This window comes from Tsukamurella ocularis (assembly GCF_965138335.1).
In the GTDB taxonomy this organism is placed as follows: domain Bacteria; phylum Actinomycetota; class Actinomycetes; order Mycobacteriales; family Mycobacteriaceae; genus Tsukamurella; species Tsukamurella ocularis_A.
This window is the reverse complement of the sequence record NZ_CBCSDV010000046.1, coordinates 1-23,589: the sequence shown is the minus strand read 5'-3', so window position 1 is coordinate 23,589 and position 23,589 is coordinate 1. Positions and strand designations below refer to the sequence as shown.

Genomic DNA, 23,589 nt, shown 5'->3' with positions numbered 1-23,589 from the left:
CATCCGCTCGACGCGGAGGCCTGGTTCGGGCGGGATGTCGCGGCCGAGGGTCTCCCAGCCCGTGTCCATCGCCAGTTGCTGGGCGGGGGTGAGGGAGGCGCGGCGGGACCGGAAACTGGTCACGCGGGGGTACAGCCGACGGTGCTCGGCGCGGGGATCCTGGGACTGGGGCACGCTCTCCATCGTCCCAGCTTCACGCTTGTGACTTAGCATTGGCCGCATGATCGTGCGTAACTCTCGCCACACGGCGCTCCGCCTCGCCTCCACGGTGGTGGCCCTGCTCGCCGTCGTCGGCCTCCTGGCCGCCTGCTCGAAGAGCGACGGGGAGAAGGTGAACGACGCGCCGCTGCCCGACGCCAAGACCCTGATCGACGCCTCGTCCAAGGCCGCACGCGACCTGCACGACGTGCAGCTGGACCTCTCCGTCGAGGGCACGGTGCCGAACCTGCCCGTCAAGAGCGTCTCGGCGTACCTCACCAACCAGCCCAAGGTCTCCGGCCAGGGCGACGCCGAGGTCACCTTCAACGGCACCCAGGTCAAGGCCAAGTTCGTGGTCGTCGACGCGCACCTGTGGGCGCAGTTCGGCGCGGGCCAGTCCTACCAGGACATGGGCCTCGCCGCCGACATCTACGACGCCTCGGCCATCCTCGATCCGCAGAAGGGCATCGCCAACCTCATCGCCTCCGTGCGCGAGCCCAAGGTCGAGGGCCGCGAGCAGATCGGCGGCACCGAGGCCGTCCGCGTCTCCGGGATCATCCCGGGCACGGCGCTCGCCGGCATCGTCCCCAAGGCCGAGCTCGGCGACCGCCCGCTGACGTTCTGGGTGCAGGAGGCCGCGCCGAACAACCTCGTCCGCGCCAACGTCGGCTTCGATTCCGGAACGCTGACGGTGACGCTCTCCGACTGGGGCACGAAGGTCACCCTGCTCGACCCGAAGACCGCGAAGTGACGGTCACCGCGGCGCCGGCCGCGCCGGGCCGCGTGCGCGGCCGCGGTGTCGCGATGGGCGCCGCGGGACTGGCCGTGCTCCTCGGCGCCCTGGACACCTACGTGGTGGTCTCGGTCCTCGAGGACATCATGCGCAGCGTCGAGATCCCCATCAACCGGATCCAGCTCGCCACCCCGATCATCACCTGGTACCTGCTGGGCTACATCGCGGCCATGCCGCTGCTGGGCCGGCTGTCCGACCGGTTCGGTCGCCGCCTCGTGCTGCAGGCCAGCCTGGCGCTGTTCATCGTCGGGTCGGTGGTGACCGCGCTCGCGGGCACCGTGGAGATCGCGTTCCAGATCCCCCTGACCGCGTTCGACGTGGACGTCACGGCCCTCGACCAGGTGCTCGTGGGCCGGGTCGTGCAGGGCGTCGCGAGCGGTGCGCTGCTGCCCGTGACCCTCGCGCTGGCGGCCGACCTCTGGTCCGCGCGCCGCCGGGCCGCCGTGCTCGGCTGGGTCGGCGCGGCGCAGGAGCTGGGCAGCGTGCTCGGCCCCGTCGTGGGCGTCGGCGTCGTGACGCTCGTGCACAACCATTTCTCGTCGGTGCCGCGCGACGACGCCTGGCGGGTCGTCTTCTGGGTGAACGTCCCGCTCGCGCTCGTCGCGATGGTGCTGCTGCAGCTGACCGTCCCGAAGCGGGCGGTGTCCAAGCAGAAGGTCGACGTGGTCGGCGGGCTGCTCCTCGCCGTCGCGCTGGGCCTGTCGGTGATCGGCCTCTACAACCCGGAGCCGGACGGCGAGCACATCCTGCCGCCGGGTGGGTTGTGGCTGCTGCTGGGCGCCGCCGTCGCCTTCGGCCTGTTCGCGGTGTGGGAGCGGTTCGCGCGGACCAAGCTGATCGACACCGCGGGCATGCGGGTGCGGCCCTTCCTCGCGGCCTGCGCCGCCTCGGTGTGCGCCGGCGCGGCACTCATGGTCACGCTGGTCGACATCGAGATCTACGCGCGGATGGTGCTGCAGCGCGACGGGGTGGCCGCCGTGCTCACGCTGGTCCGGTTCCTGCTGGCGCTGCCCGTCGGCGCGATCCTGGGCGGCTTCCTCGCCACGCGCTTCGGCGACCGGATCGTCTCGGTCGTCGGCCTGATCGTCGCCGCGGGCGGGTACGTGCTGATCGCGAACTGGCCGTCCGACGTGCTCTCCGCCCACTACCTGGGCTTCCTGCCGGCGCTGGACACCTCGCTGGCGATCGCCGGCTTCGGGCTCGGCGTGGTGATCGGCCCGCTGTCGTCGGCGGCGCTGCGCGCGGTGTCGCTGTCGCAGGCGGGCATCGCCTCCGCGTTGCTCGTCGTGGCCCGGATGAGCGGCATGCTCATCGGCGTGGCCGCGCTCACCACCTTCGGCTTCTACCGCCTGAACTCGATCATGGACGCGATGCCGGCGATCACTCCGCAGGGGAGCTTCGTCGAGACCGGCCTGGCCGTCTTCCGGCAGACGCAGGAGGCCTACGGCCGGATGTTCGGCGAGGTCTTCGGGGTGACCGCGGTGATCTGCCTGGTCGGCGCCGGGCTGGCGGCCTTCGTGGCCGGCGGCTGGCACGAATCGGGGCAATCGCCCACCGTCGACGACGAGGCGCTCGTACCCTCCCGGTAGGCGATCGCCGCGGGGGCGGTGATCGGGAGCGGGGGCTCTCATGGGGGATCTGTCCGTGCGCTGCGGCGCGCCACGCGTCCGGCTGCTCGGCCGCGCCGGCGTCGGGAGGACGGTGCTGGGCGCGGCGTTGCGGTCGCGCGCCGTCGGGATCGTCGACGATCACGGAGGCGGAGGCGGCGACGGGGCCGATGCGGCGCTGTACTGCTTCGCCGGCGGCCTCCGGGAGACCGACCGGACCGCGATCGCGACGCTGGCCGCCGATCCCGGGGCACCGCCCGTGATCGCGTGGACCAAGGCCGACGCCGCGGGCTCGTGGCGCGCCGCCGNCGACTACGCCGCCCGCCTCGGCGAGGTGCTCGGGCGGCCCGTCGTCGCGGTCATGGCGCTGCTCGACGCCGTGGACCCGGGCGATCTGCCGGCCGTCCGCCGGCTGGCCGCGTCGCCCCTCGCGCTGCCGGAATCGGCGCTCGACGCCGCGGAGGCGCTCGGCGCGGACGCCCCGCTGCTGCGCCGGTTCGGCGGCTACGGGCTGGCCTGCGCCCTGGGCGCGCTGCGCGAGACCCCGTCGATGCCCGACGACGTGCTGCTGGCGAGCCTGCGCGAGCTGAGCGGGGTCGACGCGCTGCTGCCGCCGCTCGCCGAGGCCCTGCAGGGGCACGAGGCGCGCCGGGAGGCGGAGTTCGACCGCACGCTGCGCGCCGTCGCCGCGACGGACTGCGCGCGCCGCGACGAGGCCGAGCAGCTGCTGCTCGAGCGCCTGGGGCGGGCGTCGTGACGGTCCTGGTGGCCGGACAGGACCCGGCCGGCGCGGCGGCGGTCGCGGACCGCCTGGGCGGCGACGCCGCGGCCGTCGGTGCCGATGGCGTGCCGGTGCCGCTCGGCGCGCACCGCGGCGACCACGACGTGCTCGTCTACGTCCTCGACGCCTGCGTCCCGGCCGACGCGGTCGACGCCGTCGCGCTCGGCCGGCTCCGCGCGAACCTGCCGGCGGTGCTCGCGGCCACCGGCGCCGACGTGTACTCGGACGCCGCGGACGTCCTCGCCGAGTCCGGGCGCCGGCTCGGCGGCGACGTCGTGAGCGTCCAGCCCGATTCCGGCGGTGGCTTCGACGCGCTGCGCTCCGCCCTCGCCGACCCGCTGCCCGCGCGGACCGTCGCGCCCGCCGGCCCGCCCGCGGCACCGTCGAACCCCGCGCTGGAGCGGGCCGACCGCTCGGCCTACCTGCGGTCCACGATCGCGCGGGTGCGGGCGGCGGTGCTCGCGGAATCCGCCGAGGGCTTCCGCCGGCACGAGGACGAGGACGGGCCCGGCGGCGACGTGCGGGGCCGGCTAACCGCGGTCGTCGCCGGGCTGGAGCGATCCCTGGAGGCGCAGCTGCGCGCCGCCTACCGCGGCACCTTCGCCGGCTGGCCCGATCCGCCGGAGCCCGCCGCGCCGGCGCTGCCGCGCCCGGACCCGCCGGAGGCGCCCGCGCACCGGCGCCGGCCCGAGGACCTGGCGGTGCTGATCCTGGGCGCCTCCGCGGGGCTCGGCATCGGGCGGGCGGTGGCCGCGCCGCTCGAGGCGCTGGGCGCGCTGCGCTGGCTCGCGCTGCCGATCAGCCTCGCCGTCGGCGTGGCCGCGGCCCTCTGGCTGCTGCGGGTGCGCCGCCGTGGCACCGTCCGGGCGGAGCGCCGGAACTGGGCGGACGCCGCCACCGCCGGCTTCCGGCAGCGCGTGGAGGTGGAGCTGGCCGCGGCGCTCGTCGCGGCGGAGGCCGATGCCGCGCTGCGGCTCGCGCGCGGACCGGGAACCGAGCGGGAGGCTGATGCGTCCAATGAGTATGGACCCTGATCTCGGACTGTTCGGGGCGCCGGACGCGGGCGCCTTCGGCCCGGACCTGTTCGACGGTGCCGTCCCCGCCGCGGGCCCGTCGCCCGGCGGGTTGTGGGTGCACGCCGACGGCGGCTGGTTCGACGTGCACGCCCTCGACACCGACGGTGACGGACTGGTGGACACGGGCACGCTCTCCGACGCCGACGGCACCGCCGTCTTCACCGATCTGGACGCCGACGGGGTGGCGGACGTCTACCACCGGGTCCGCCCGAACGGCACCTTCGAGACGTGGCGGTTCGCCGACGGTCGGTGGCGGTTGCTGGATAGGGGAGACATTGCTTGACTCCATTCGATAAGGTTGCGATCGCAAACCTGATGGAGGGCTCATGGCGAACCGGTTCAAGGGACGGCGTGCCGCGCGCGCCGGAGTCGCGCTGACCCGGGCGCAGGAGCACGTCCTCGCCGCACGGGCCGCCGAGGGGCCGGGCCCGCTGTGGACGATCAGCGAGTACATCGTGCTCGACGGGGACGTCGACCGCGCGGTCCTGCGCCGCGCCGCCACCTACGTGCTCAAGGCCGCCGAGCCCCTGCTGGTGCGGATCGACGAGAAGGCGCACACCCAGATCGCCGCCGCGGGCACCACGGTCGGCGTCGAGGAGATCGACCTGCGGCACGAGGCCGACCCCGAGGACGCCGCCCGCCGGTTCGCCGCGGACCGTCTCACCGCGCCGCCGCGCGAGCCGAGGGCGCGGCTCACCCTGGTCCGCACCACCGAGACGCGGGTGCGGCTGCTGTTCGAATGCGACCTCACCGTCGCCGACGGCTACACGGCCGCCCGCGTCCGCGCCGCGATCGCCCGCACGTACACGGCCCTCGTCGAGGGGCGCCCGGTGCCCGAGGACCCGATCCGCCCGCTGCGGGCGCTGCTCGCCGCGGAGTCCGCCTATCTCGCCTCCCCCGATCGGGCGGAGGACATCGCGTACTGGCGCGGCGCGGCGCTCCCCGGCCCGGCCGTGCTGCCGGGCGGTGCACCGTCGGGCAGCGAGAACGGCCAGGTCCGGGCCGGACTCCTGGACGTTCCCGCGGATCTGGTCGGACTCCTGCAGGCCGAGGCCCGCGCCGTGGGCGTCCGGGACTTCACCGTCGCCGTCGTGGCCGCCGCGCTCGTCGCCGCGCGGCGCACCGGCGCCGAACGCGTGCGGGTGGACCTGCCCGTCTCGGGCCGCATCGACGAGACGGGCCTCGACACGGACGGTGCCGCCGGCACGACCATCGCCGTGCGCGTCGAGCTGCCGCCGGAGGGCACCGCGCGCTCCTGCCTGCGGGCCGTCGACGTCGCGATCCGCCGGGCGTTCCTGCATCAGCGCGGCCGCCCGTTCGACGGCGAGCACGGCTCGACCGGCGTCGTCGTGAACTACCTGCAGCCGATCCCCGAGGACTTCGCCGGCGTGCCCGGCGGGACCGAGGTGGTCAACGCCGGCCCCGTCCGGCACCTCGCGTTCACGGCCCTCGCGATGGGCGGCGGCCTCACGCTCGACGTGCGCGGCCGCGCCGGAGTCTTCGACGGGCCGCAGGTCGCGGCCCTCGCGGACGAATGGCGCGGCGCCATCGCCGCGCTCGTGGCCGACCCGGACGCCTTGCTCGGGCCCCTCCGCGAGGCGGTGCCCGCCGCCGCGGCCGCGACCGCTGCGGCCGCGAGCGCTGCCGCCGCGACCGGTGGCGCCGCGACTACCGCCGCCGGGACCGCGACCGGCGCGGACGACGTCGCGTTCGTCGCCGGGGTGGTCGCCGACATCCTGGGCGTGCCCGACGTGGGCCCCGACGATTCGCTGTTCGACCTGGGCGGCACCTCGCTGGTGGCCGTCCGGATCACCGACCGGCTCGCCGAGGTGCGCGGCGTGCAGGTCCCCGCCGTCGAGGTCTTCGACAACCCCACACCCCGGGGCATCGCCGCGCTGCTGGCCGCCGCGCCGCGCACCGCCGAGGCCGCCGCGCCGCGGCCGGCACCGGAGCCCGCCCGCGCCGCGCCGGACGCCGACCTCGGGAACCCCGCGCCGGAGGCACCGTCGGACCCGGCACCGGCGCGCGCGGCAGGACCCGCGATCCCCGCGCTCGGCGACGTCGCGGAGGCCCCCGCCGCGCAGGCGCAGGCCGGCCTGTTCCGCGACTTCCAACTCGGCGGGCCCTCGTCCGTCTACAACATGCCGCTGGTCCTCGACTTCGACGAGCCGATCGACGCCGCCGCGATGGCGCTCGCCGTGCGCGACGTGGTCGACAAGCACCGCGCGCTGCGCACCGTGCTGCGGCTGCGCGGCGACGACGTGGTGCAGGACCTCACCGTCCCGGTCCACGACGACCGGCTGCTGGAGGTGCGGGCCGTCCCCGCCGCGGAGCGCGACGCCGCCACCCGCGCCTGCGCCGCCTACGCCTTCGACCTCGCCGCCGAGGCGCCCTTCCGCGGTTGGCTGCTCGACGACCCCGATCCGGACGTGCCGCCCCGGCTGGTCCTCGTGCTCCACCACACCGCCGGCGACGGCGGGTCCGTGGGGCCGCTGGTGCGCGACCTCGTCGCCGCCTACGCGGCGCGGCGCTCCGGGGTCGCGCCCGACCTCGGCGCCCCGTCCGTGCAGTACAGCGACTTCGCGGCCTGGCAGGTGGCGCGCCTGCGGGATCCCGACGGGCCGATCGTCGCCCAGCGCGACTTCTGGCGCCGCACGCTCGACGGCGCGCCCGCCGAGACCGTACTGCCGGCCGACCGCCCGTACCCCGCCGAGAACGAGTCCGCCGGCGGCACCGTCGATTTCGCGTGGCCCGCGGAGCTCGCGGCGTCGCTGCGCACCGTCGCGCGCGAGCACGGCGCGAGCCTGTTCATGGTCCACTACGCGGCCCTCGCGGCCCTGCTGTCCAAGCTCGGCGCGGGCGACGACGTGGTGATCGGGACCGCCGCGTCCGGCCGCCCCGCGTCCTGCGACGACGTGGTCGGCATGTTCGTCGACCTGCTGCCGCTGCGCACCACCGTCGACTGGTCGGCGGAGTTCGGGCAGTACCTGCGGCGCACCCGCGCGACCGTGCTGGACGCCTACGCGAACCAGGACGTGCCCTTCGCGGAGATCGTCGCGATGCAGCCGCGCGGGTCCGCCCGCCGGCACCCGATCTTCCAGGTGATCCTCGGCTGGAACACCGATCCCGGGTGGAGCGACCTGCGCGATGTGCTGGGCGCGGAGGTCGTGCCGATCGCGGCCGGCACCGCCCGCACCGACCTGCTGTTTAGCGTCACCGAGTCCGCCGACGGGCTCACCGGCGGCGTCGAGTACCGCACCGACGTCTTCGACCGCGCCACGATCGAGACCCTCCTCGCCCGCTGGCGGCGGCTCCTCGAGCAGGTCGCCGCGGACCCCCGGACCTCCGTCGCCGCCCTCGACGTGCTGCTCGACCCCGAGCCGCAGACCCTCGCGGCCTGGGGCGCGCCGTCGGGCCCGGAGCGCGCCGCGACCGTGCCCGCACTCGTCGAGGAGTGGATCACGGCGACGCCCGACGCGCTCGCCCTGGCCGACGACGACGAGTCGCTGACCTACGCCGAGCTCGACCGCGAGGCGAACCGCTGGGCGCGGTACCTGCACGGCGCGGGTGTCCGCCCCGGCGACACCGTCGCCGTGACCGTCCCGCGCTCGGCGCGGCTGATCGTGGTGGAGCTCGCCGTGCTGCGCGCGGGCGCCGCCTACCTGCCGATCGACCCCGCGTACCCCGCCGAACGCATCGCCTTCCTGCTGCAGGACGCGGCGCCGCGCCTCGTCGTGGCTGCGGACGACACCCCGGACCTGCAGGAGTTCGACGGTGCGCCGCTCACCGACGCCGAGCGCGGAGGGCCGCTGCGGCCCGNCGCCGCCGCCTACGTCGTGTACACCTCCGGCACCACGGGCACCCCGAAGGGCGTCGTCGTGCCGCATGCCGGGGCCGCGAACCTGGCCGCGGCGATCGTCGCCGAGACGGGCGCGGGGCCGGGCGCGCAGGTGCTGTCGAACTTCTCCGTCGGCTTCGACATCTCCTTCTGGGACCTGCTCAGTGCCCTCGCGACCGGCGCGACGCTGCGGATCTCCGCCGAGACCCGCGTGGGCGACGAGCTCGCCGACTTCGTGGAGGAGCACGGCGTCACGCACGCCCTCATCACCCCGTCGGTGCTGGCCGCGGTCACGCCGGGCAGGATGCCCGGCCTCACCGCGCTCACCGTCGGCGCCGAGGCCGTGACCCGGTCGCTCGTCGAGACCTGGGCGCCGGGCCGGCGGCTGATCAACGCCTACGGCCCCACCGAGCTCACCGTCGCCGCGACCGTCGGGCGGCTGCGGGCCGGCGCGGGCGCGGTCTCCATCGGCCGGCCCGTCGGCGGCGCCCGCGCGTACGTCCTCGACGCCGGGCTGCGCCGCGTGCCGCCGGGCGTCGTGGGCGAGCTGTACGTGGGCGGCCCCGGCGTCGCGCGCGGCTACGGCGGCCGCCCGGGCCTGACCGCGTCGCGGTTCGTCGCCGACCCGCTCGGCGCCGGCGGCGCCCGCGTCTACCGCACCGGCGACCTCGTGCGGTGGCTGCCCGGCGGCGAGCTGGAGTACGTGGGGCGCGCCGACGAGCAGCTCAAGCTCCGCGGCTTCCGGATCGAGCCGGGCGAGGTCGAGGCCGCGCTCGCCGCGTGCCCCGGCGTCGGCGCCGCCGCCGTCGTCGTGCAGGGCGACGGGGCCGCCCGGCGGCTCGTCGGGTACGTCACCGGCGCCGCGACCGAGTCGGACGTGCGGGCCTTCGCGACGCGGCGCCTGCCGGCGCACATGGTGCCCGCCCGGGTGGTGGTGCTCGACGCGCTGCCGCTCACCGCGAACGGCAAGGTCGATCGCGCGGCGCTGCCCGCGCCCGCCGCCGGCGAGGACTACCGGGCCCCCGGGACCTCCGCGGAGGAGCTCCTCGCCGGGGTGTTCGCCGAGGTGCTCGGCGCCGAGCAGGTCGGCGTCGACGACTCCTTCTTCGAACTGGGCGGCGACTCCATCACGGCGATCCAGCTGGTCGGTCGCGCCCGCGCGGCGGGCCTGACGCTGACGGCGCACGACGTCTTCGCGCACCGCACCGTCGCCGGGCTCGCCGCGGTGGCCGGGGCGGCCGACCCCGCCGACGCGGTGCCCGACGACGGCGTCGGCGAGATCGCGCCCACGCCGGTGCGCGCCTGGTTCGCGGCGCGCGGCGGCACCCCGGACGGCTTCCACCAGTCGGTGCTGGTCCGCACCCCGTCGGGCGTGGACGTCGCGACGCTGCACGCGCTGACCCAGGCCGTGCTCGACCGGCACGACGCCCTGCGCGCCGAGATCCGCACGGCGCCGGACGGTGGCCTCTCGCTCGTCGCACGGCCCGTCGGGGCGGTCGCCGCCGCCGACGTCGTGGACCGCGTCGACGCCACCGGTCTGTCGCTCGACGAGGCCGGCGCGATGATCGCCGCCCAGCACCGCCGGGTGACGGCCCTGCTGCGCCCCGGCGCACCGTCGTTGCTGCGGGTCGTGTGGGTCGACCTGGGCCCCGAACGGGAGGGGGCGCTGCTCGTCGCGGCGCATCACTTCGTCGTCGACGGGGTCTCCTGGCGCATCCTGCTGACCGACCTCGCGACCGGCGCGCACGCCGCCTCGACCGGCCGGCCGGTGGTCACGGCCCCGGTGGGCAGCTCGTTCCGCCGCTGGTCGACGGTGCTCGCCGACCGCGCCGGGCAGGTGGGCCCGGACGAGATCGCGTACTGGCGGTCCGTGCTCGACGGTGCGCCGTCGCTGTTCGACGGTGCCCTCGACCCCGCCCGCGACACCCACGGCGCCGCCGGGCACGCCGAGCTCACCCTGCCCGCCGAGGTCGCGGGCCCGCTGCTCGGCGCCGTGCCGGAGGCCTTCCACGCGGGCGTGCAGGACGTGCTGCTCGCGGCCTTCGCCAGCGCGGTCACCGCCTGGGCGGGCGAGCGCGGCCGCGCCGCCGATTCCGCGCTCGTCGAGGTGGAGACGCATGGCCGCGACGAGTCCCTGGCCCCCGGGCTGGACCTCTCCCGCACCGTCGGCTGGTTCACCGACGTCCATCCGCTGCGGCTGCGGCCGGGCGCGGGCGGCCCCGCCGCCGTGGTCAAGCGCATCAAGGAGCAGCTGCGGGCCGTGCCCGACGGGGGCATCGGTTACGGGCTCGCGCGGTACGGTGGCGCCGGGAGCGGAGCGAGCGGGCCGGATCAGCACGGCGGCGCCGGGAGCGGAGCGGCGGCGGAGCTCGACGGCCTCCCGCAGCCGGAGATCGGCTTCAACTACCTCGGCCGCACCACCGGTGCGGGCGACCGCGACTGGGCGCCCGACCGCCGTTTCCCCGACCTCTCCCCGGCGCCCGACGAGCTCGCCCTGATGCACCCGCTGGAGCTGAACGCCGTCGCCCGCGACGGTGCCGACGGGCCGGAGCTGGTGGCGTCGTGGACGTGGGCGCCCGCGCTGATCGACGAGGACGCGGTGCGCCGCCTCGGCGCGCTGTGGTTCGACGCGCTGCGCGGCGTCGTGGCCTCGGCCGGCGACGCCGGCGGGCACACCCCGTCGGACTTTCCGCTGGTCGACCTCACGGCCGCGCAGGTCGAGCGGCTCGACGACCGCTACCCGGGCCTGCAGGACGTGCTGCCGCTGACGGCGCTGCAGCAGGGCTTCCGCTACCACGCCGAGCTCGGCGACGGGGCGGGCGACGATGCCGATCCGTACGTCGTGCAGACGGTGATCGACTTCGAGGGCGCCCTCGACGAGGCGCGCTTCGCCGCGGCCGTGGGCGCGCTCCTGGCCCGCCACGAGGCGCTGCGCGCCCGGTTCGTCGCCGACGCTCTGGACGCCCCCGTCCAGGTCATCGCGGCCCCCGGGCCCGCGCCCTACCGCCACGAGGACGTGCGCGCGGACGACGATCCGGAGGGCCGGTTCGCCGAGCTCGCCGCCGAGGAGCGGGGCCGCGGCTTCCGCTTGGACCGCGATCCCGGCATGCGGTTCCTGCTGGTCCGGGTGGGGGAGCGGGACTTCCGGCTGGTGGTGACGAACCATCACATCCTCTGGGACGGGTGGTCGGCGCCGGTGATCTTCCGCGATCTCCTGGCGGGGTACGCGGGCATCGACCCCGACGCCGCCGGCGGCCCGCGGGCGACGCTGCGCGACTACTTCACCTGGCTGCAGGGCCGCGACCGCGGGGCCGCGCGCGCCGCGTGGGCCGCCGAGCTGGACGGCCTCGACGAGCCGACCCTCGTCGCGCGGGCCCTCCCGCTCCGGGCCGGCGCGGACGGCGGACCGTCGGGCGACGGGCGCGACGAGGTGCGCACGGTCCTCCCCGACAACCTCGCCGCGGCGCTGACCCGCCTGGCGGGCCTGCTCGGCACCACGCCGGGCGCGGTGCTGCAGGCCACCTGGGCGATCGCGCTCGGCGGCGCGACGGGCCGCGACGACGTGGTCTTCGGCTCGGTGCAATCGGGACGCCCCGCGCAGCTCGACGGCGTCGAGGACCTGGTGGGCCTGCTCATCACCACCTCGCCGGTGCGGGTCCCGCTCGCCCCGCGCGCGACGATCCGCGAGGTGGTCCTCGGCGTGCAGGAGCAGTACGTGCGCCTGCTCGACCACCAGCACCTCGGCCTCACCGAGATCGCCGGCGCCGGCGGCCGGGGCGAGCTCTTCGACTCGCTGTTCGTGGTGGAGAACTACCCCTCGACGGCGGGTGCGACCATCCCGGGCACCGACATCGAGGTCGTCGACGTGCACGGCGACGACGCCACGCACTACCCCCTCTCCGTGGCAGTCGTCCCGGGCGAGACCGTGCACGTCCGCGCGGGCTTCCGCACCGATGCGCTGGACCGGACCGTCGTGGAGGACCTGATCGACCGGTGGCGGCGCGTGCTGACGGCCGCGGTGACGCGGCCCGACGCGCGCCTCGCCGACGTCGACGGCACCGGCGAGACCGAGCGGCTGCTGGTGCGGCGGTGGGGCGGCGCGATCGGCGGCGTGCCCGCCCGCACGCTGCCCGCCCTGTTCGCGCGCCGCGCCGCGGCCCGGCCGCGGTCCCGCGCGGTCGCGGGCGAGGGCACGCCCCTCAGCTACGCCGAGCTCGACGCCCTCTCGAACCGGTGGGCACGACGCTTCCTGGCCGAGGGCGTCGGCCCCGGCGACGTGGTCGCCGTGACCGCGCCCCGGTCGATCGGCTTCGTCGCCGTCGTGCTCGGCGTCGCGAAGGCCGGCGCCGCCTTCCTGCCCGTCGACGCCGCGACGCCGCGCGAGCGGATCGACGCCATGTTCGCCGACGCGCATCCCGTCCTCGAGGTCGACGGCGCCCTGCTCGCCGCGGGGCCCGGCGACGACGCGGGCGCGGAGCCCGTGACCGACGCCGACCGGCGCGCGCCGCTGACCCCGCAGGACGCGGCGTACGTCATCTTCACCTCGGGCTCGACGGGCACGCCGAAGGGCGTCGCGGTCACCCACGCCGGCCTCGCCGACCTGGTGCGGACCTTCGACGAGTTGGACCTCGGGCCGGGCACCCGGATGCTGCACAACGCCTCGGTCGGGTTCGACGCCGCGGTGTGGGAGCTGCTGTGCGCGCTCGGCACGGGCGGCACGCTGGTGGTCTCGGCGACGGTGCGCGCGGGCCGCGAGCTCGCCGCGTTCGTGGAGAAGCACCGGGTCACGAACGCGGTGCTCACGCCGTCCGTGCTGGCGTCCGTGCCGGAGGGGCGGATGCCGGGCCTGACGTCGCTGGTGGTGGCCGCCGAGGCGGTGTCGCGGTCGCTCGTCGACCGCTGGGGCCCCGGCCGGCGGCTCGTGAACGCCTACGGCCCCACCGAGGCGACGATCGCCGTCTCCTTCGCGCGGATCCGGCCCGGCGGCGCCGGCCCGGTGCCCATCGGCCGGCCGGTGCGCGGCATGGCGGTCCGGGTGCTCGACGGTGCGCTGCGCCGCGTCGCGCCCGGCGTCGTGGGCGAGCTGTACGTGGCGGGCGCCGCGGTGGCCCGCGGCTACGTCGGCCGCCCCGGCCTCACGGCGTCGCGGTTCGTCGCGGACCCGTACGGCGGCCCGGGGACGCGCATGTACCGCACGGGCGATCTGGTCCGCTGGCTGCCGGACGGCGCGCTCGAGTACGTCGGCCGCGCCGACGACCAGGTGAAGATCCGCGGCGTGCGGGTCGAGCTCGGCGAGGTGGAGGCGGCCCTCGCGGCGTGCCCGGGCGTGCGCGCGGCGGTCGCCGCGGTGCACGACGGCGCCGGCGGCGCCCGGCTCGTGGGGTACGTCGTCGCGCCCGGCCTCGCGCCGGACGACGTGACGGCCTTCGCCGGGCGGCGGCTGCCCGCCGCGATGGTCCCCTTCGTCGTGGTGCTCGACGCGCTGCCGCTCACGCCGAGCGGCAAGCTCGACCGCGCGGCGCTGCCGGAGCCGGTGTTCGCCGCGGCGGCCGGGTACCGGGCGCCGGAGACAGACGACGAGCGGGCCATGGTCGCGCTGTTCGAGTCGGTGCTCGAGGCCGAGGGCGTGGGCCTGGACGACTCGTTCTTCGAGCTCGGCGGCGACTCGCTGTCGCTGATGCGGCTGGTGGACCGCGTGGACGTCGACTTCGGGGTGCGGGTGCCGATCGTGGGGCTGTTCGAGCGCGCCACCCCGGCGTCGGTGCTCGCGTCGCTGTCCGCGGCCGGCGGGGCGCGCCGCGGCGCCGAGGTCCCCGTCGAGGACGTGCGGTTCTCGGCCGCGACGCCCGACGTGGTGCCGACCGGGCACGAGGTGCTCGTCACCGGCGCGACCGGCCTGCTGGGCGGGCACCTGATCCGGGCCGTGCTCGAGGCGGATCCGTCCGCCCGGGTGCAGGCCCTGGTCCGCGCCCGCGACGAGGCCTCGGGCCTGGAGCGGATCCGCGCGACGATGCAGGGCTACGGCTCCTGGTCGGACGGCTACGCGGACCGCATCACCGCGCTCCCCGGCGACCTCGCGCTGCCCGGCCTGGGCGTCGACGCCGCGGTCTGGGACCGCGTGATCGAGCAGGTCGACGCGATCATCCACTGCGGCGCGCGGGTGAACCACGTCGAGCCCTACCCGCGGCTGCGCGCCGCCAACGTCGACTCCACCCGGTTCCTGCTCGAGCTGGCGTCGCGGCGGCCGGGGACGGTCTTCCAGTTCGTCTCCACCATCTCGGCGGCGGGCGCCTTCGAGGAGATCCCCGACGCCGGGTACACGCACTCGAAGTGGGTGGCCGAGCGGGTCGTGGAGCTCGCGGCGGCGCGCGGCGTGCCCTCGACGATCCTGCGGCCCGGCCTCCTCACCGGCGCCCTCGACTCCGGCGCCACGAACACGGACGACGCCTTCTGGAACCTCGTCCGCTCGATCGCGACGGTGGGGGCGGCACCGTCGGAACTGCTGGACCAGACGATCGAGATGACCCCGGTCGACCGCGCCGCGGAGGCGATGGTCGAGGTGCTCCGCACGGGCGAGACGCCGCTGCGCACGCTCGAGGTCGGCTCCGGCTCCCGCGTGAGCTGGCGGGAGATCGTGGCCGCGCTGCGGCGCGGGGGCTACGCGATCGAGCCGGTGCCGGGGCACGTCTTCCTGGAGCGGCAGACCGCCGCGTTCCGCGACCGGCCGGAGGCGGCGGGGGCGCTCGCGCGCGCGATCCTGCTCATCCGGGCGGGGCTGGAGCGCGAGACCGTCGGTGAGGGCGGGGGCTGGACCCCCACGAGCGCCGCCGACGGGCGGATCGGACTCGACGGCGACCGCGGCCCCGTCGGGGACGCCGGCTTGGACGTCTACGTCGACTACTTGGTGCGGATCGGCTTCCTCCCGAGCGTGGGGGAACCGGTCGACGTGTGATGTGAGATGTTGCACGTCACCCTCGGTTCTGTGACCTTGCCCGATGTGTGACACTGGTGCAAAGGTTCGTATGCGACTTTGGAGATGACACCTATGACGTCAGCCACGATTCCCGGCCTCGAGGGGGATTCGGTCCCCACGAAGCACGCCCAGCTCGTCGAGTGGGTGCGCGAAGTCGCCGAGCTCACGCAGCCCGACCGCGTGGTGTGGGCGGACGGCTCGGACGAGGAGTGGGATCGCCTGACGGCCGAGATGGTCGCCGCGGGCACCTTCACCAAGCTCAACGACGCGAAGAAGCCCAACTCCTTCCTCGCCCTCTCGGACCCGGCGGACGTGGCGCGCGTGGAGTCGCGCACCTACATCTGTTCGGAGACCAAGGAGGGCGCCGGCCCGACGAACAACTGGGTCCGTCCCGCCGAGATGCGCGCGACGATGACCGACCTCTACCGCGGCTCGATGCAGGGCCGCACCCTGTACGTGGTGCCCTTCTGCATGGGCCCGCTGGGCGCCGACGATCCGAAGCTGGGCGTCGAGCTGACCGACAGCCCCTACGTCGTGGTCTCGATGAAGATCATGACCCGCATGGGCACCGCGGTGCTGGAGAAGCTGGGCGACGAGGGCTTCTTCGTCAAGGCCATCCACTCCGTGGGCAAGCCGCTCGCGCCGGGCGAGGCCGACGTGCCGTGGCCCTGCAGCGAGACCAAGTACATCACCCACTTCCCCGAGACCCGCGAGATCTGGTCGTACGGTTCGGGTTACGGCGGCAACGCGCTGCTCGGCAAGAAGTGCTACGCGCTGCGCATCGCTTCGGCCATGGCGCACGACGAGGGCTGGCTCGCCGAGCACATGCTGATCCTCAAGCTGATCTCGCCGGAGGAGAAGGTCTACTACATCGCGGCGGCGTTCCCGTCGGCCTGCGGTAAGACCAACCTCGCGATGATCCAGCCGACCCTGCCGGGCTGGCGCGCCGAGACCGTGGGCGACGACATCGCCTGGATGCGCTTCGGCAAGGACGGCCGCCTGTACGCGGTGAACCCCGAGTTCGGCTTCTTCGGCGTGGCCCCCGGCACGTCGATGGACTCGAACCCGAACGCGATGAAGACCATCGACGCCGGCAACACGATCTTCACCAACGTCGCCAAGACCGACGACGGCGACGTCTGGTGGGAGGGCATGTCGGCCGCGCCGCAGCACCTCACCGACTGGCGCGGCGACGACTGGGAGAGCTCCTCCGCCGAGAACGAGGACGGCGTCGTCACCGTGGCCGCGCACCCGAACTCGCGGTACACCACCCCGATGTCGCAGTGCCCGTCGATCGCCCCCGAGTGGGACGATCCGCAGGGCGTGCCGATCTCGGCGATCCTGTTCGGCGGGCGCCGCAAGACGACGGTGCCGCTGGTCACGCAGGCGCGCGACTGGAAGCACGGCGTCTTCATGGGCGCGACCGTCGGCTCCGAGCAGACCGCCGCCGCCGAGGGCAAGGTGGGCACCGTCCGCCGCGACCCGATGGCGATGCTGCCCTTCCTGGGCTACAACGTGGGCGACTACTTCGATCACTGGCTCAACATCGGCAAGCAGGCCGACGAGTCGAAGCTGCCGGCCGTGTTCTACGTGAACTGGTTCCGTCGCGGCGAGGACAAGCGCTTCCTGTGGCCCGGATTCGGCGAGAACAGCCGCGTGCTCAAGTGGATCGTCGACCGCATCGAGGGCAACGCCGCCGGCAAGGAGACGCCGATCGGCATCGTCGCCACCCCGGAGGAGCTGGACCTCACCGGCCTGGACACCCCGGTCGCGGACGTCGCCGAGGCGCTGGCCGTGAACGTCGACGAGTGGAAGGGCGAGCTGCCGTCCATCGACGAGTGGTTCGAGTTCGTCGGCGACAAGCTGCCCACCGGCCTCAAGGACGAGCTGGACGCGCTCAAGCAGCGCCTGGGCTGATCTCCCTCCCCGTACTGCGCCCCCACCGAGAACGGTGGGGGCGCAGTGCTGTCCGCGTGCATGTGTGATCCACGCCTCCCGATATAGTTGCGATCGCAACACAGCGAGGAGGCGTGGCGATGTCCGTGAACGAGGTCGACACCGGGGTCTACGAACTGACGCGGGCACAGCGCGGCGTGGTGATGTCCCGGCTGGTCATGGGCCACGGTGGGCAGTGGACGATCGGCCAGCTGGTCCGCCTCGACGGCGACATCGACGAGCAGGTGCTCCACCGCGCCCTGACCGCGGTCGCCCTGGACGCCGAGCCCATGTTCGTGCGCATCGACGAGGTCGCGATGACGCAGGTGCCGTGCCCGACGGAGGTCCCGCGGATCGACGTCATCGACGTGACCGATCGCCCCGATCCCGAGGCGGCCGCGCTGGAGGTGGCCGCGCAGCGCCTCCGGCAGCCCTTCGACTGGCCGCTGTTCCGCGTCGCCACGATCCGCACCGGCCCGCGCAGCCTGCACCTGCTCCTCGAGTGCGACCACTCCATCGCCGACGGGTACACGGCCGCCCGCGTCGGCACCGCCGTCGCCCGCGCCTACACCGAGCTGCTCGCGGGGCGCGAGGCACCGTCGGGCCTGCTACGCCCGATCTCCGCGCTGCTCGACGCCGAGGCGCGGTACCTCGCGTCGGACGAGTTCGTGCGCGACGACGAGTTCTGGCACGAGCGCCTCGCGGGCTTCCCCGGGCTGCCGGTGGTGCCCGCGATCGGTGCCGGCGATGCGGGCGGGGCGGCGCGCGCCGTCGAGCTGCCCGGCCAGATCGGCTCGCCCGAGCTGAGCGTGCCCGCGGATCTCGAGCGCCGGCTCGGCGCGCTGGCCCGGGCCGCGGGCGTGCGCAAGTCGACGGCCGTCGTGGTGCTCACGGCGCTGCTCGTCGCGCGGCTCACCGGCGAGAGCCGGGTGTGCGTCGAGCTCGCGGTGCCCGGCCGGCTGGGCGGGCCGGACGCCGACACCGACGGGATGGCGTCCACCACCGTCCCGCTGGTCGTCGACCTGGCGCCGCACCGGAGCGTGCGCGACTGCCTGATCGCCACGGACGCCGAGATCCAGAACTGCTTCCTGCACCAGCGCAGCCAGCCGATGGGCCTGTTCGCGGAGGCCACCGGGGGCGTGGTGGTCAACTACCTGCACTTCCTGTCCGAGGGGTTCCCGGGCGCCACCGCCACGATGGTGCCCGTCAACACCGGTCCGGTCCGGCACCTGGTGTTCACCGCGTACAAGTCGGGCGGGCGGCTCATGGCCCACGTCCGCGGCAACCCGGCCACCTTCGACGGGGCCTCCGTCGTCGCGCTGGGGGACCGATGGATGCGGCTGCTCGCGTCGCTGGTCGGCGTCGGCCCGGACGGCGCGGTCGCGGACGTCGACGTGCTGCTGGGCGGCGAGGACGCCGTGCTGCGCGCCTGGGAGGGCTCGGCGGTGCAGGCGCGCCCCGCGCTCACGATCGGCGAGCTGTTCGCGCGGAGCGTGGCGGCGGCGCCGTCCGCGCAGGCCGTCACCGACGGCGCGCGGTCCCTGACCTACGCCGAGCTGGACCGCGCGTCGGACCGGTGGGCGCGGCTGCTCGTGGAGGAGGGCGTCGGCCCGGAATCGGTCGTCGCGGTGGCGCTGCCCCGCACGCCCGAGGCGTTCGCGGTGCTGCTCGGGGTGCTCAAGGCCGGCGGGGCGTACCTGGCCGTCGACGCGTCCTACCCCGCCGAGCGGATCGGGTTCATGCTGGCCGACGCGGGCGCCGCGGTGGCGGTCACCGTCGCGGCCCTGCGGGGGCGGCTGCGCGCGCCCGCGGTGCTCGTCGCCGACGACCCGGCGCTGCTCGCGCGGCGCGCGGCGCTGTCGGACGGGCCGCTCGCCGCGCCCCCCGCCACGCCGGACGCCCTCGCGTACCTCATCTACACGTCGGGGTCCACCGGCACGCCGAAGGGCGTGAGCGTCACCCACCGCGGCGCGCGGAACCTCCTCGACGCCTTCGTCGACGCCATGGGGTTCGGCGTCGGCGCCCGGCTGCTCGGCAACGCGTCCGTCAGTTTCGACGGTGCCTTCTGGGAGTTCCTCTGCGCGCTCGGCTCGGGCGGCACGCTCGTGCTGACCGACGCGGTCCGCGTCGGCGACGACCTGGCCGACTTCGTGGAGGCCCAGCGCGTCACCCACGCGGCGCTGACCCCGTCGGTCCTGGCGACGGTGCCGCCCGGCCGGATGGCGTGCCTGCGGAGCCTCGCCGTCGCCGCGGAGCCGTGCTGGCCGGAGCTGGTGCAGCAGTGGGCGCCCGGACGGACGATGGTCAACACCTACGGGCCGAGCGAGGTCACGGTGGCGGCGACGGTCGGCCCGATCGAGCCGCTCGTCGACGGTGCCGTCCCCGCCGGGCGGCCGCTGCCCGGCGTCCGCATGTCGGTGCTCGACTCCGGCCTGCGGCCGGTCGCGCCCGGCGTCGTGGGCGAGCTGTACGTCGCGGGAGCCGGTCTCGCGCGCGGCTACACGGGCCGCGCCGCGATGACGGCGTCGCGGTTCGTCGCGGACCCGTTCGGCGCGCCGGGCGCGCGCATGTACCGCACGGGTGACCTGGTCCGGTGGCTCGCCGACGGGCGGATCGAGTTCGTCGGCCGCGTCGACGACCAGGTGAAGGTGCGCGGCGTGCGGATCGAGCCGGGCGAGGTGGAGTCCGCGCTGGCCGAGGTCCCCGGCGTCGTCCGCGCGGTGGCCGTCGTGCGCGACACCGGCGCCGGTCGGCACCTGATCGGCTACGTCTCCGGTGCCGTCCGGTCCGACGAGGTGCTGGCGGCCGTCGCCGACCGGCTGCCCGCGCACATGGTGCCGACGGCGGTCGTCGTGGTCGGCGAGTTCCCCATCACCGCGAACGGCAAGGTCGACCGCCGGGCGCTGCCCGACCCGCAGTTCACCTCCCGCGCGGCGTACCGCGCGCCGTCGACCGACGCGGAGCGCTTCCTCACCGCCCTGTTCGAGCAGCTCCTGGGCGCCGAGCGGATCGGGGTGGACGACGGCTTCTTCGATCTCGGCGGCGACTCGCTGCAGGCCACCCGGCTCGTCGGGATGGTGTCCCGCGCGCTGGGGCGCACGGTGTCGGTCCGCGACGTCTTCGAGGCGCCCACCCCGGCCGGCCTCGCCGGCCGGCTGACCGCCGACGGCCCCGACGTCCCGCCGATCGCGCCGCTGGGCGAGGTCCGGCTCGCCCCGGCCTCGGCCGCGCAGACGGGGCTGTTCCTCGAGTACCGGATCAACGGGCCGTCCCCGACCTACAACATCCCGACGGTGCTCGACTTCCCCGAGGCGCTCGACGCGGAGGTGCTCGAGCGCGCCGTCGGGGACGTGCTGGACCGGCACCCGGTCCTCCGCACGGTGCTGCGGGCCGAGGGCGGGGCGGTGGTGCAGGACCTCGACGTGGTGCCGGCCCTGCTGCGGTCGGGCACGCGCCTGGTCGAGTCCCGCACCGTCGATCCGGGCGAGCTGGAGGCGGTCACCACGGCGTCCGTCCGGCACGCCTTCGACCTGTCCGGTGAGGCGCCGCTGAAGGTCGCGCTCCTCACCCCCGACGGCGCGCCGGGGAGCCGCCTGGTGCTCGTGCTGCACCACGCGGCGGGCGACGGGGCGTCGGTGGCGACGCTGGTCCGGGACCTGGCCGCGGCGTATGCCGCACGGCGCGCGGGCGAGGAGCCCGCGTTGCCCGAGCCGGCCCTGCGCTACACGGACTTCGCCGCCTGGCAGGCCGCGATGCTGGGCGCGGGGGACGACCCGGACGGCCTCCGGTCCCGGCGGAGCGCGTTCTGGCGGACCGCGCTCGACGGGGCGCCGCTCGAGACGGCGCTGCCCACGGACCGCCCCTATCCCGCCGTCGCCGGTGCCGACGGCGACGCGGTGGACCTCGTCTGGCCGCCCGCCCTGGTGCACGCGGCCCGCGCGGTGGCCCGCGATCACGGGGCCAGCCTGTTCATGGTCTGCGAGGCGGCCCTGGCGGTCGCCCTCTCCGCGGTCGGCGCGGGGGACGACGTGGTGATCGGCACCGCCGTGTCCGGCCGCCCCGACGAGCGGCTCGACGGCGTGATCGGCATGTTCGCGAACCTCCTGCCCCTGCGCACCCGCCTCGACCCGGCACGGCCCTTCGCCGAACAGCTCGGGCTCGTGCGCGACACCGCCCTCGACGCCTTCGCCCATCAGGAGCTGCCGTTCGCCGAGATCGTCGCGCTGCGGCCCCGCGGCAGCGCGCGCCGGCATCCGGTGTTCCAGGTGATCCTGGGCTGGAACAACATTCCCGAACTGGCGGCCCTCGAGGCGGGCACCGGGGCCGTCGTGCGCCCCGTCGCGACCATGACCTCGCGCGCCGACCTGACGTTCAGCGTGATCGAGACCGCCGACGGCGGCCTGCGGGGCTCCGTCGAGTTCCGCACCGATGTCTTCGATCGCGGCACCGTGGCCGACCTCGTGGAGCGCTGGATCGCCGTCGTCCGCGCGGCCGTCGCCGACCCGGCCGCGCCGCTCGCCCGGCTGAGCGTGCTGGTCGGCGACGAGGCCGCGCGGCTGGCGGCCTGGTCCGGCCGGCCCGATCCCGTGCTCGCCCGGGCGAGCGTGCCCGACGTCTTCGCGCGGAGCGTCCGCGCCACTCCCGGCGCGATCGCGGTCCGGGACGGCGACACCGCCGTCACCTACGCGCAACTCGACGACGCCTCGAACCGCTGGGCGCGGCTGCTGGCGGAGTGCGGCGTCGCCCGCGAGGGCGTCGTGGCCGTCGCCCTGCCGCGGTCCCCGGAGGCGGTCGCGGTGCTGCTGGGCGTCCTCAAGGCGGGCGGCGCCTACCTGGCGATCGATCCGGCGTACCCGCCCGAGCGGATCGCGTTCATGCTGGCCGACGCCGGCGCGGTGGTGGCGGTGACCGTCGCCGAGCACCGCGGGCTGTTCGGTGCCGTGCCGGTCGTGACGCCCGACGGCGCCGCGGCCCGGCTCGCGGCCCTGCCGCCCGGCCCGCCGGACGCGGATCCGGCGCCCGGGGACCTGGCATACGTCGTCTACACCTCGGGGTCCACGGGCGTCCCGAAGGGCGTCGCCACCACTCACGCCGGGATCGTCGACCTGGCCCGCGACCCGCGGTTCGCGGTGGGGCACGAGCGGGTGCTGGTGCACTCGCCGACGGTCTTCGACGCGTCCACCTACGAGTTGTGGGTGCCGCTGCTCGGCGGCGGCACGGCGGTCCTCGCGCCCGGCGGCCGGCTCGACGCGCGCGCCCTCCGCGCGACGGTGCGGGCGCACGGGGTCACGGCCGCCTGGCTCACGGCGGGCCTGTTCGACATGATCGTCGCCGAGGACGCGGGCGCGTTCGCCGGCCTGCGCGAGGTCTGGACCGGCGGCGACGTCGTGCCCGCCGCCGCGGTGGCCGCGCTCACCGCCGCCGCGCCCGAGGTGCGCATCGTGGACGGGTACGGGCCGACCGAGACCACGACCTTCGCGACCAGCGCGGTCCTGGACGGGGACGGGCCCGCGGGCCCGGTCCCGATCGGCACGCCCCTCGCGGGGGTCGGCGTCCGGGTGCTCGACGGCGCCCTCCGCCCCGTCCCGCCGGGGGTGGTTGGGGAGCTGTACACCTGCGGCGCCGGGCTGGCCCGCGGTTACCTCGGGCGGTCCGGGATGACCGCGTCGCGGTTCGTCGCCGATCCCGACGGTGCCCCCGGCACGCGCATGTACCGCACCGGCGACCTGGTGCGCTGGCGCTCGGACGGCCAGCTGGAGTTCGTGGGCCGCGCCGACGGCCAGGTCAAGATCCGGGGCTTCCGCATCGAGCTCGGCGAGGTGGAGGCGGCGCTGGCCGCGGTGCCCGGCGTCGGCCGCGCGATCGCGGTGGCGCGCCCGGGGGCCGCGGGGACGCGGCTGATCGGCTACGTCACGGGACGGGTCGAGCCGGATGCGGTGCGGGCGGCGGTGGCCGAGCGGATGCCCGCGCACCTCGTGCCCGCCGCGGTCGTGGTGGTCGACGAGTTCGCGATCACGGTCAACGGCAAGATCGATCGCGCGGCGCTGCCGGATCCGGACTTCGCGTCCCGCACCGATCACCGCGCCCCGGAGTCGGATGCGGAGCGCCGGATCGTCGCGCTGTTCGAACAGGTCCTGGGCGTCGATCGGGTCGGGCTCGACGATTCCTTCTTCGACCTGGGTGGCGACTCGCTGTCGCTGATGCGCCTCGTCGACCGGGTGGACACGGCCTTCGGGGCGCGGCTGCCGGTGGCGGGCGTCTACGCGGGGCCCACGCCGGCGAACGTGCTGGCCGCGCTCGCGGCNNCCGCCGCCGNNGCCGCGGCGCNNGCGCGGGTCCCGGTCGAGGACATCCGGTTCACGCCGGGCCCGCTCGCGCCGCGCCCGCC

The 23,589-nt window shown here is 75.9% G+C and carries 6 protein-coding genes and 2 pseudogenes; all 8 read left to right on the top strand.

Translation table 11 applies throughout. The features are described 5' to 3' along the window. Nucleotides 1-220: 220 nt before the first annotated feature. Complete coding sequence (locus tag ACNAYW_RS23460) at nt 221-949, top strand: LppX_LprAFG lipoprotein (RefSeq protein WP_415852029.1); 729 nt, start codon at nt 221-223, stop codon at nt 947-949. 53 nt (nt 950-1,002) lie between these two features. Continuing rightward, complete coding sequence (locus ACNAYW_RS23455; protein WP_415852030.1) at nt 1,003-2,580, top strand: MFS transporter; 1,578 nt, start codon at nt 1,003-1,005, stop codon at nt 2,578-2,580. 771 nt (nt 2,581-3,351) lie between these two features. After that, nucleotides 3,352-4,413 (top strand): hypothetical protein, encoded by a 1,062-nt coding sequence (locus tag ACNAYW_RS23450; protein ID WP_415852028.1) that lies wholly within the window; start codon nt 3,352-3,354, stop codon nt 4,411-4,413. Beyond that, nucleotides 4,397-4,738, top strand: a complete 342-nt coding sequence (locus ACNAYW_RS23445; protein ID WP_415852027.1) for a DUF6802 family protein — start codon at nt 4,397-4,399, stop codon at nt 4,736-4,738. Before ACNAYW_RS23450 ends, ACNAYW_RS23445 begins: the two co-directional genes overlap by 17 nt. A 43-nt stretch (nt 4,739-4,781) precedes the next feature. Next, nucleotides 4,782-8,274, top strand: a pseudogene (locus ACNAYW_RS23440) (condensation domain-containing protein); the annotation flags it as partial. Between the two features lies 1 nt (nt 8,275). Further along, nucleotides 8,276-15,245 (top strand): non-ribosomal peptide synthetase (locus ACNAYW_RS23435; RefSeq protein WP_415852026.1); only part of this gene is annotated, 6,970 nt, incomplete at its 5' end. Nucleotides 15,246-15,338: 93 nt separating this feature from the next. Next, the gene (locus ACNAYW_RS23430; RefSeq protein WP_415852025.1) at nt 15,339-17,183 is read left to right on the top strand and encodes a phosphoenolpyruvate carboxykinase (GTP); all 1,845 of its coding nucleotides are present in this window, start codon (nt 15,339-15,341) and stop codon (nt 17,181-17,183) included. Nucleotides 17,184-17,302: 119 nt separating this feature from the next. Then, nucleotides 17,303-23,505: pseudogene (locus tag ACNAYW_RS23425) on the top strand (amino acid adenylation domain-containing protein); the annotation flags it as partial. Nucleotides 23,506-23,589: the final 84 nt, after the last annotated feature.

Coding starts and splice junctions, on each gene's coding strand:
- ACNAYW_RS23455 (WP_415852030.1), top strand. CDS start 1,003: ATGGGCGCCGCGGGACTGGCCGTGCTCCTCGGCGCCCTGGACACCTAC.
- ACNAYW_RS23460 (WP_415852029.1), top strand. CDS start 221: ATGATCGTGCGTAACTCTCGCCACACGGCGCTCCGCCTCGCCTCCACG.
- ACNAYW_RS23430 (WP_415852025.1), top strand. CDS start 15,339: ATGACGTCAGCCACGATTCCCGGCCTCGAGGGGGATTCGGTCCCCACG.
- ACNAYW_RS23445 (WP_415852027.1), top strand. CDS start 4,397: ATGAGTATGGACCCTGATCTCGGACTGTTCGGGGCGCCGGACGCGGGC.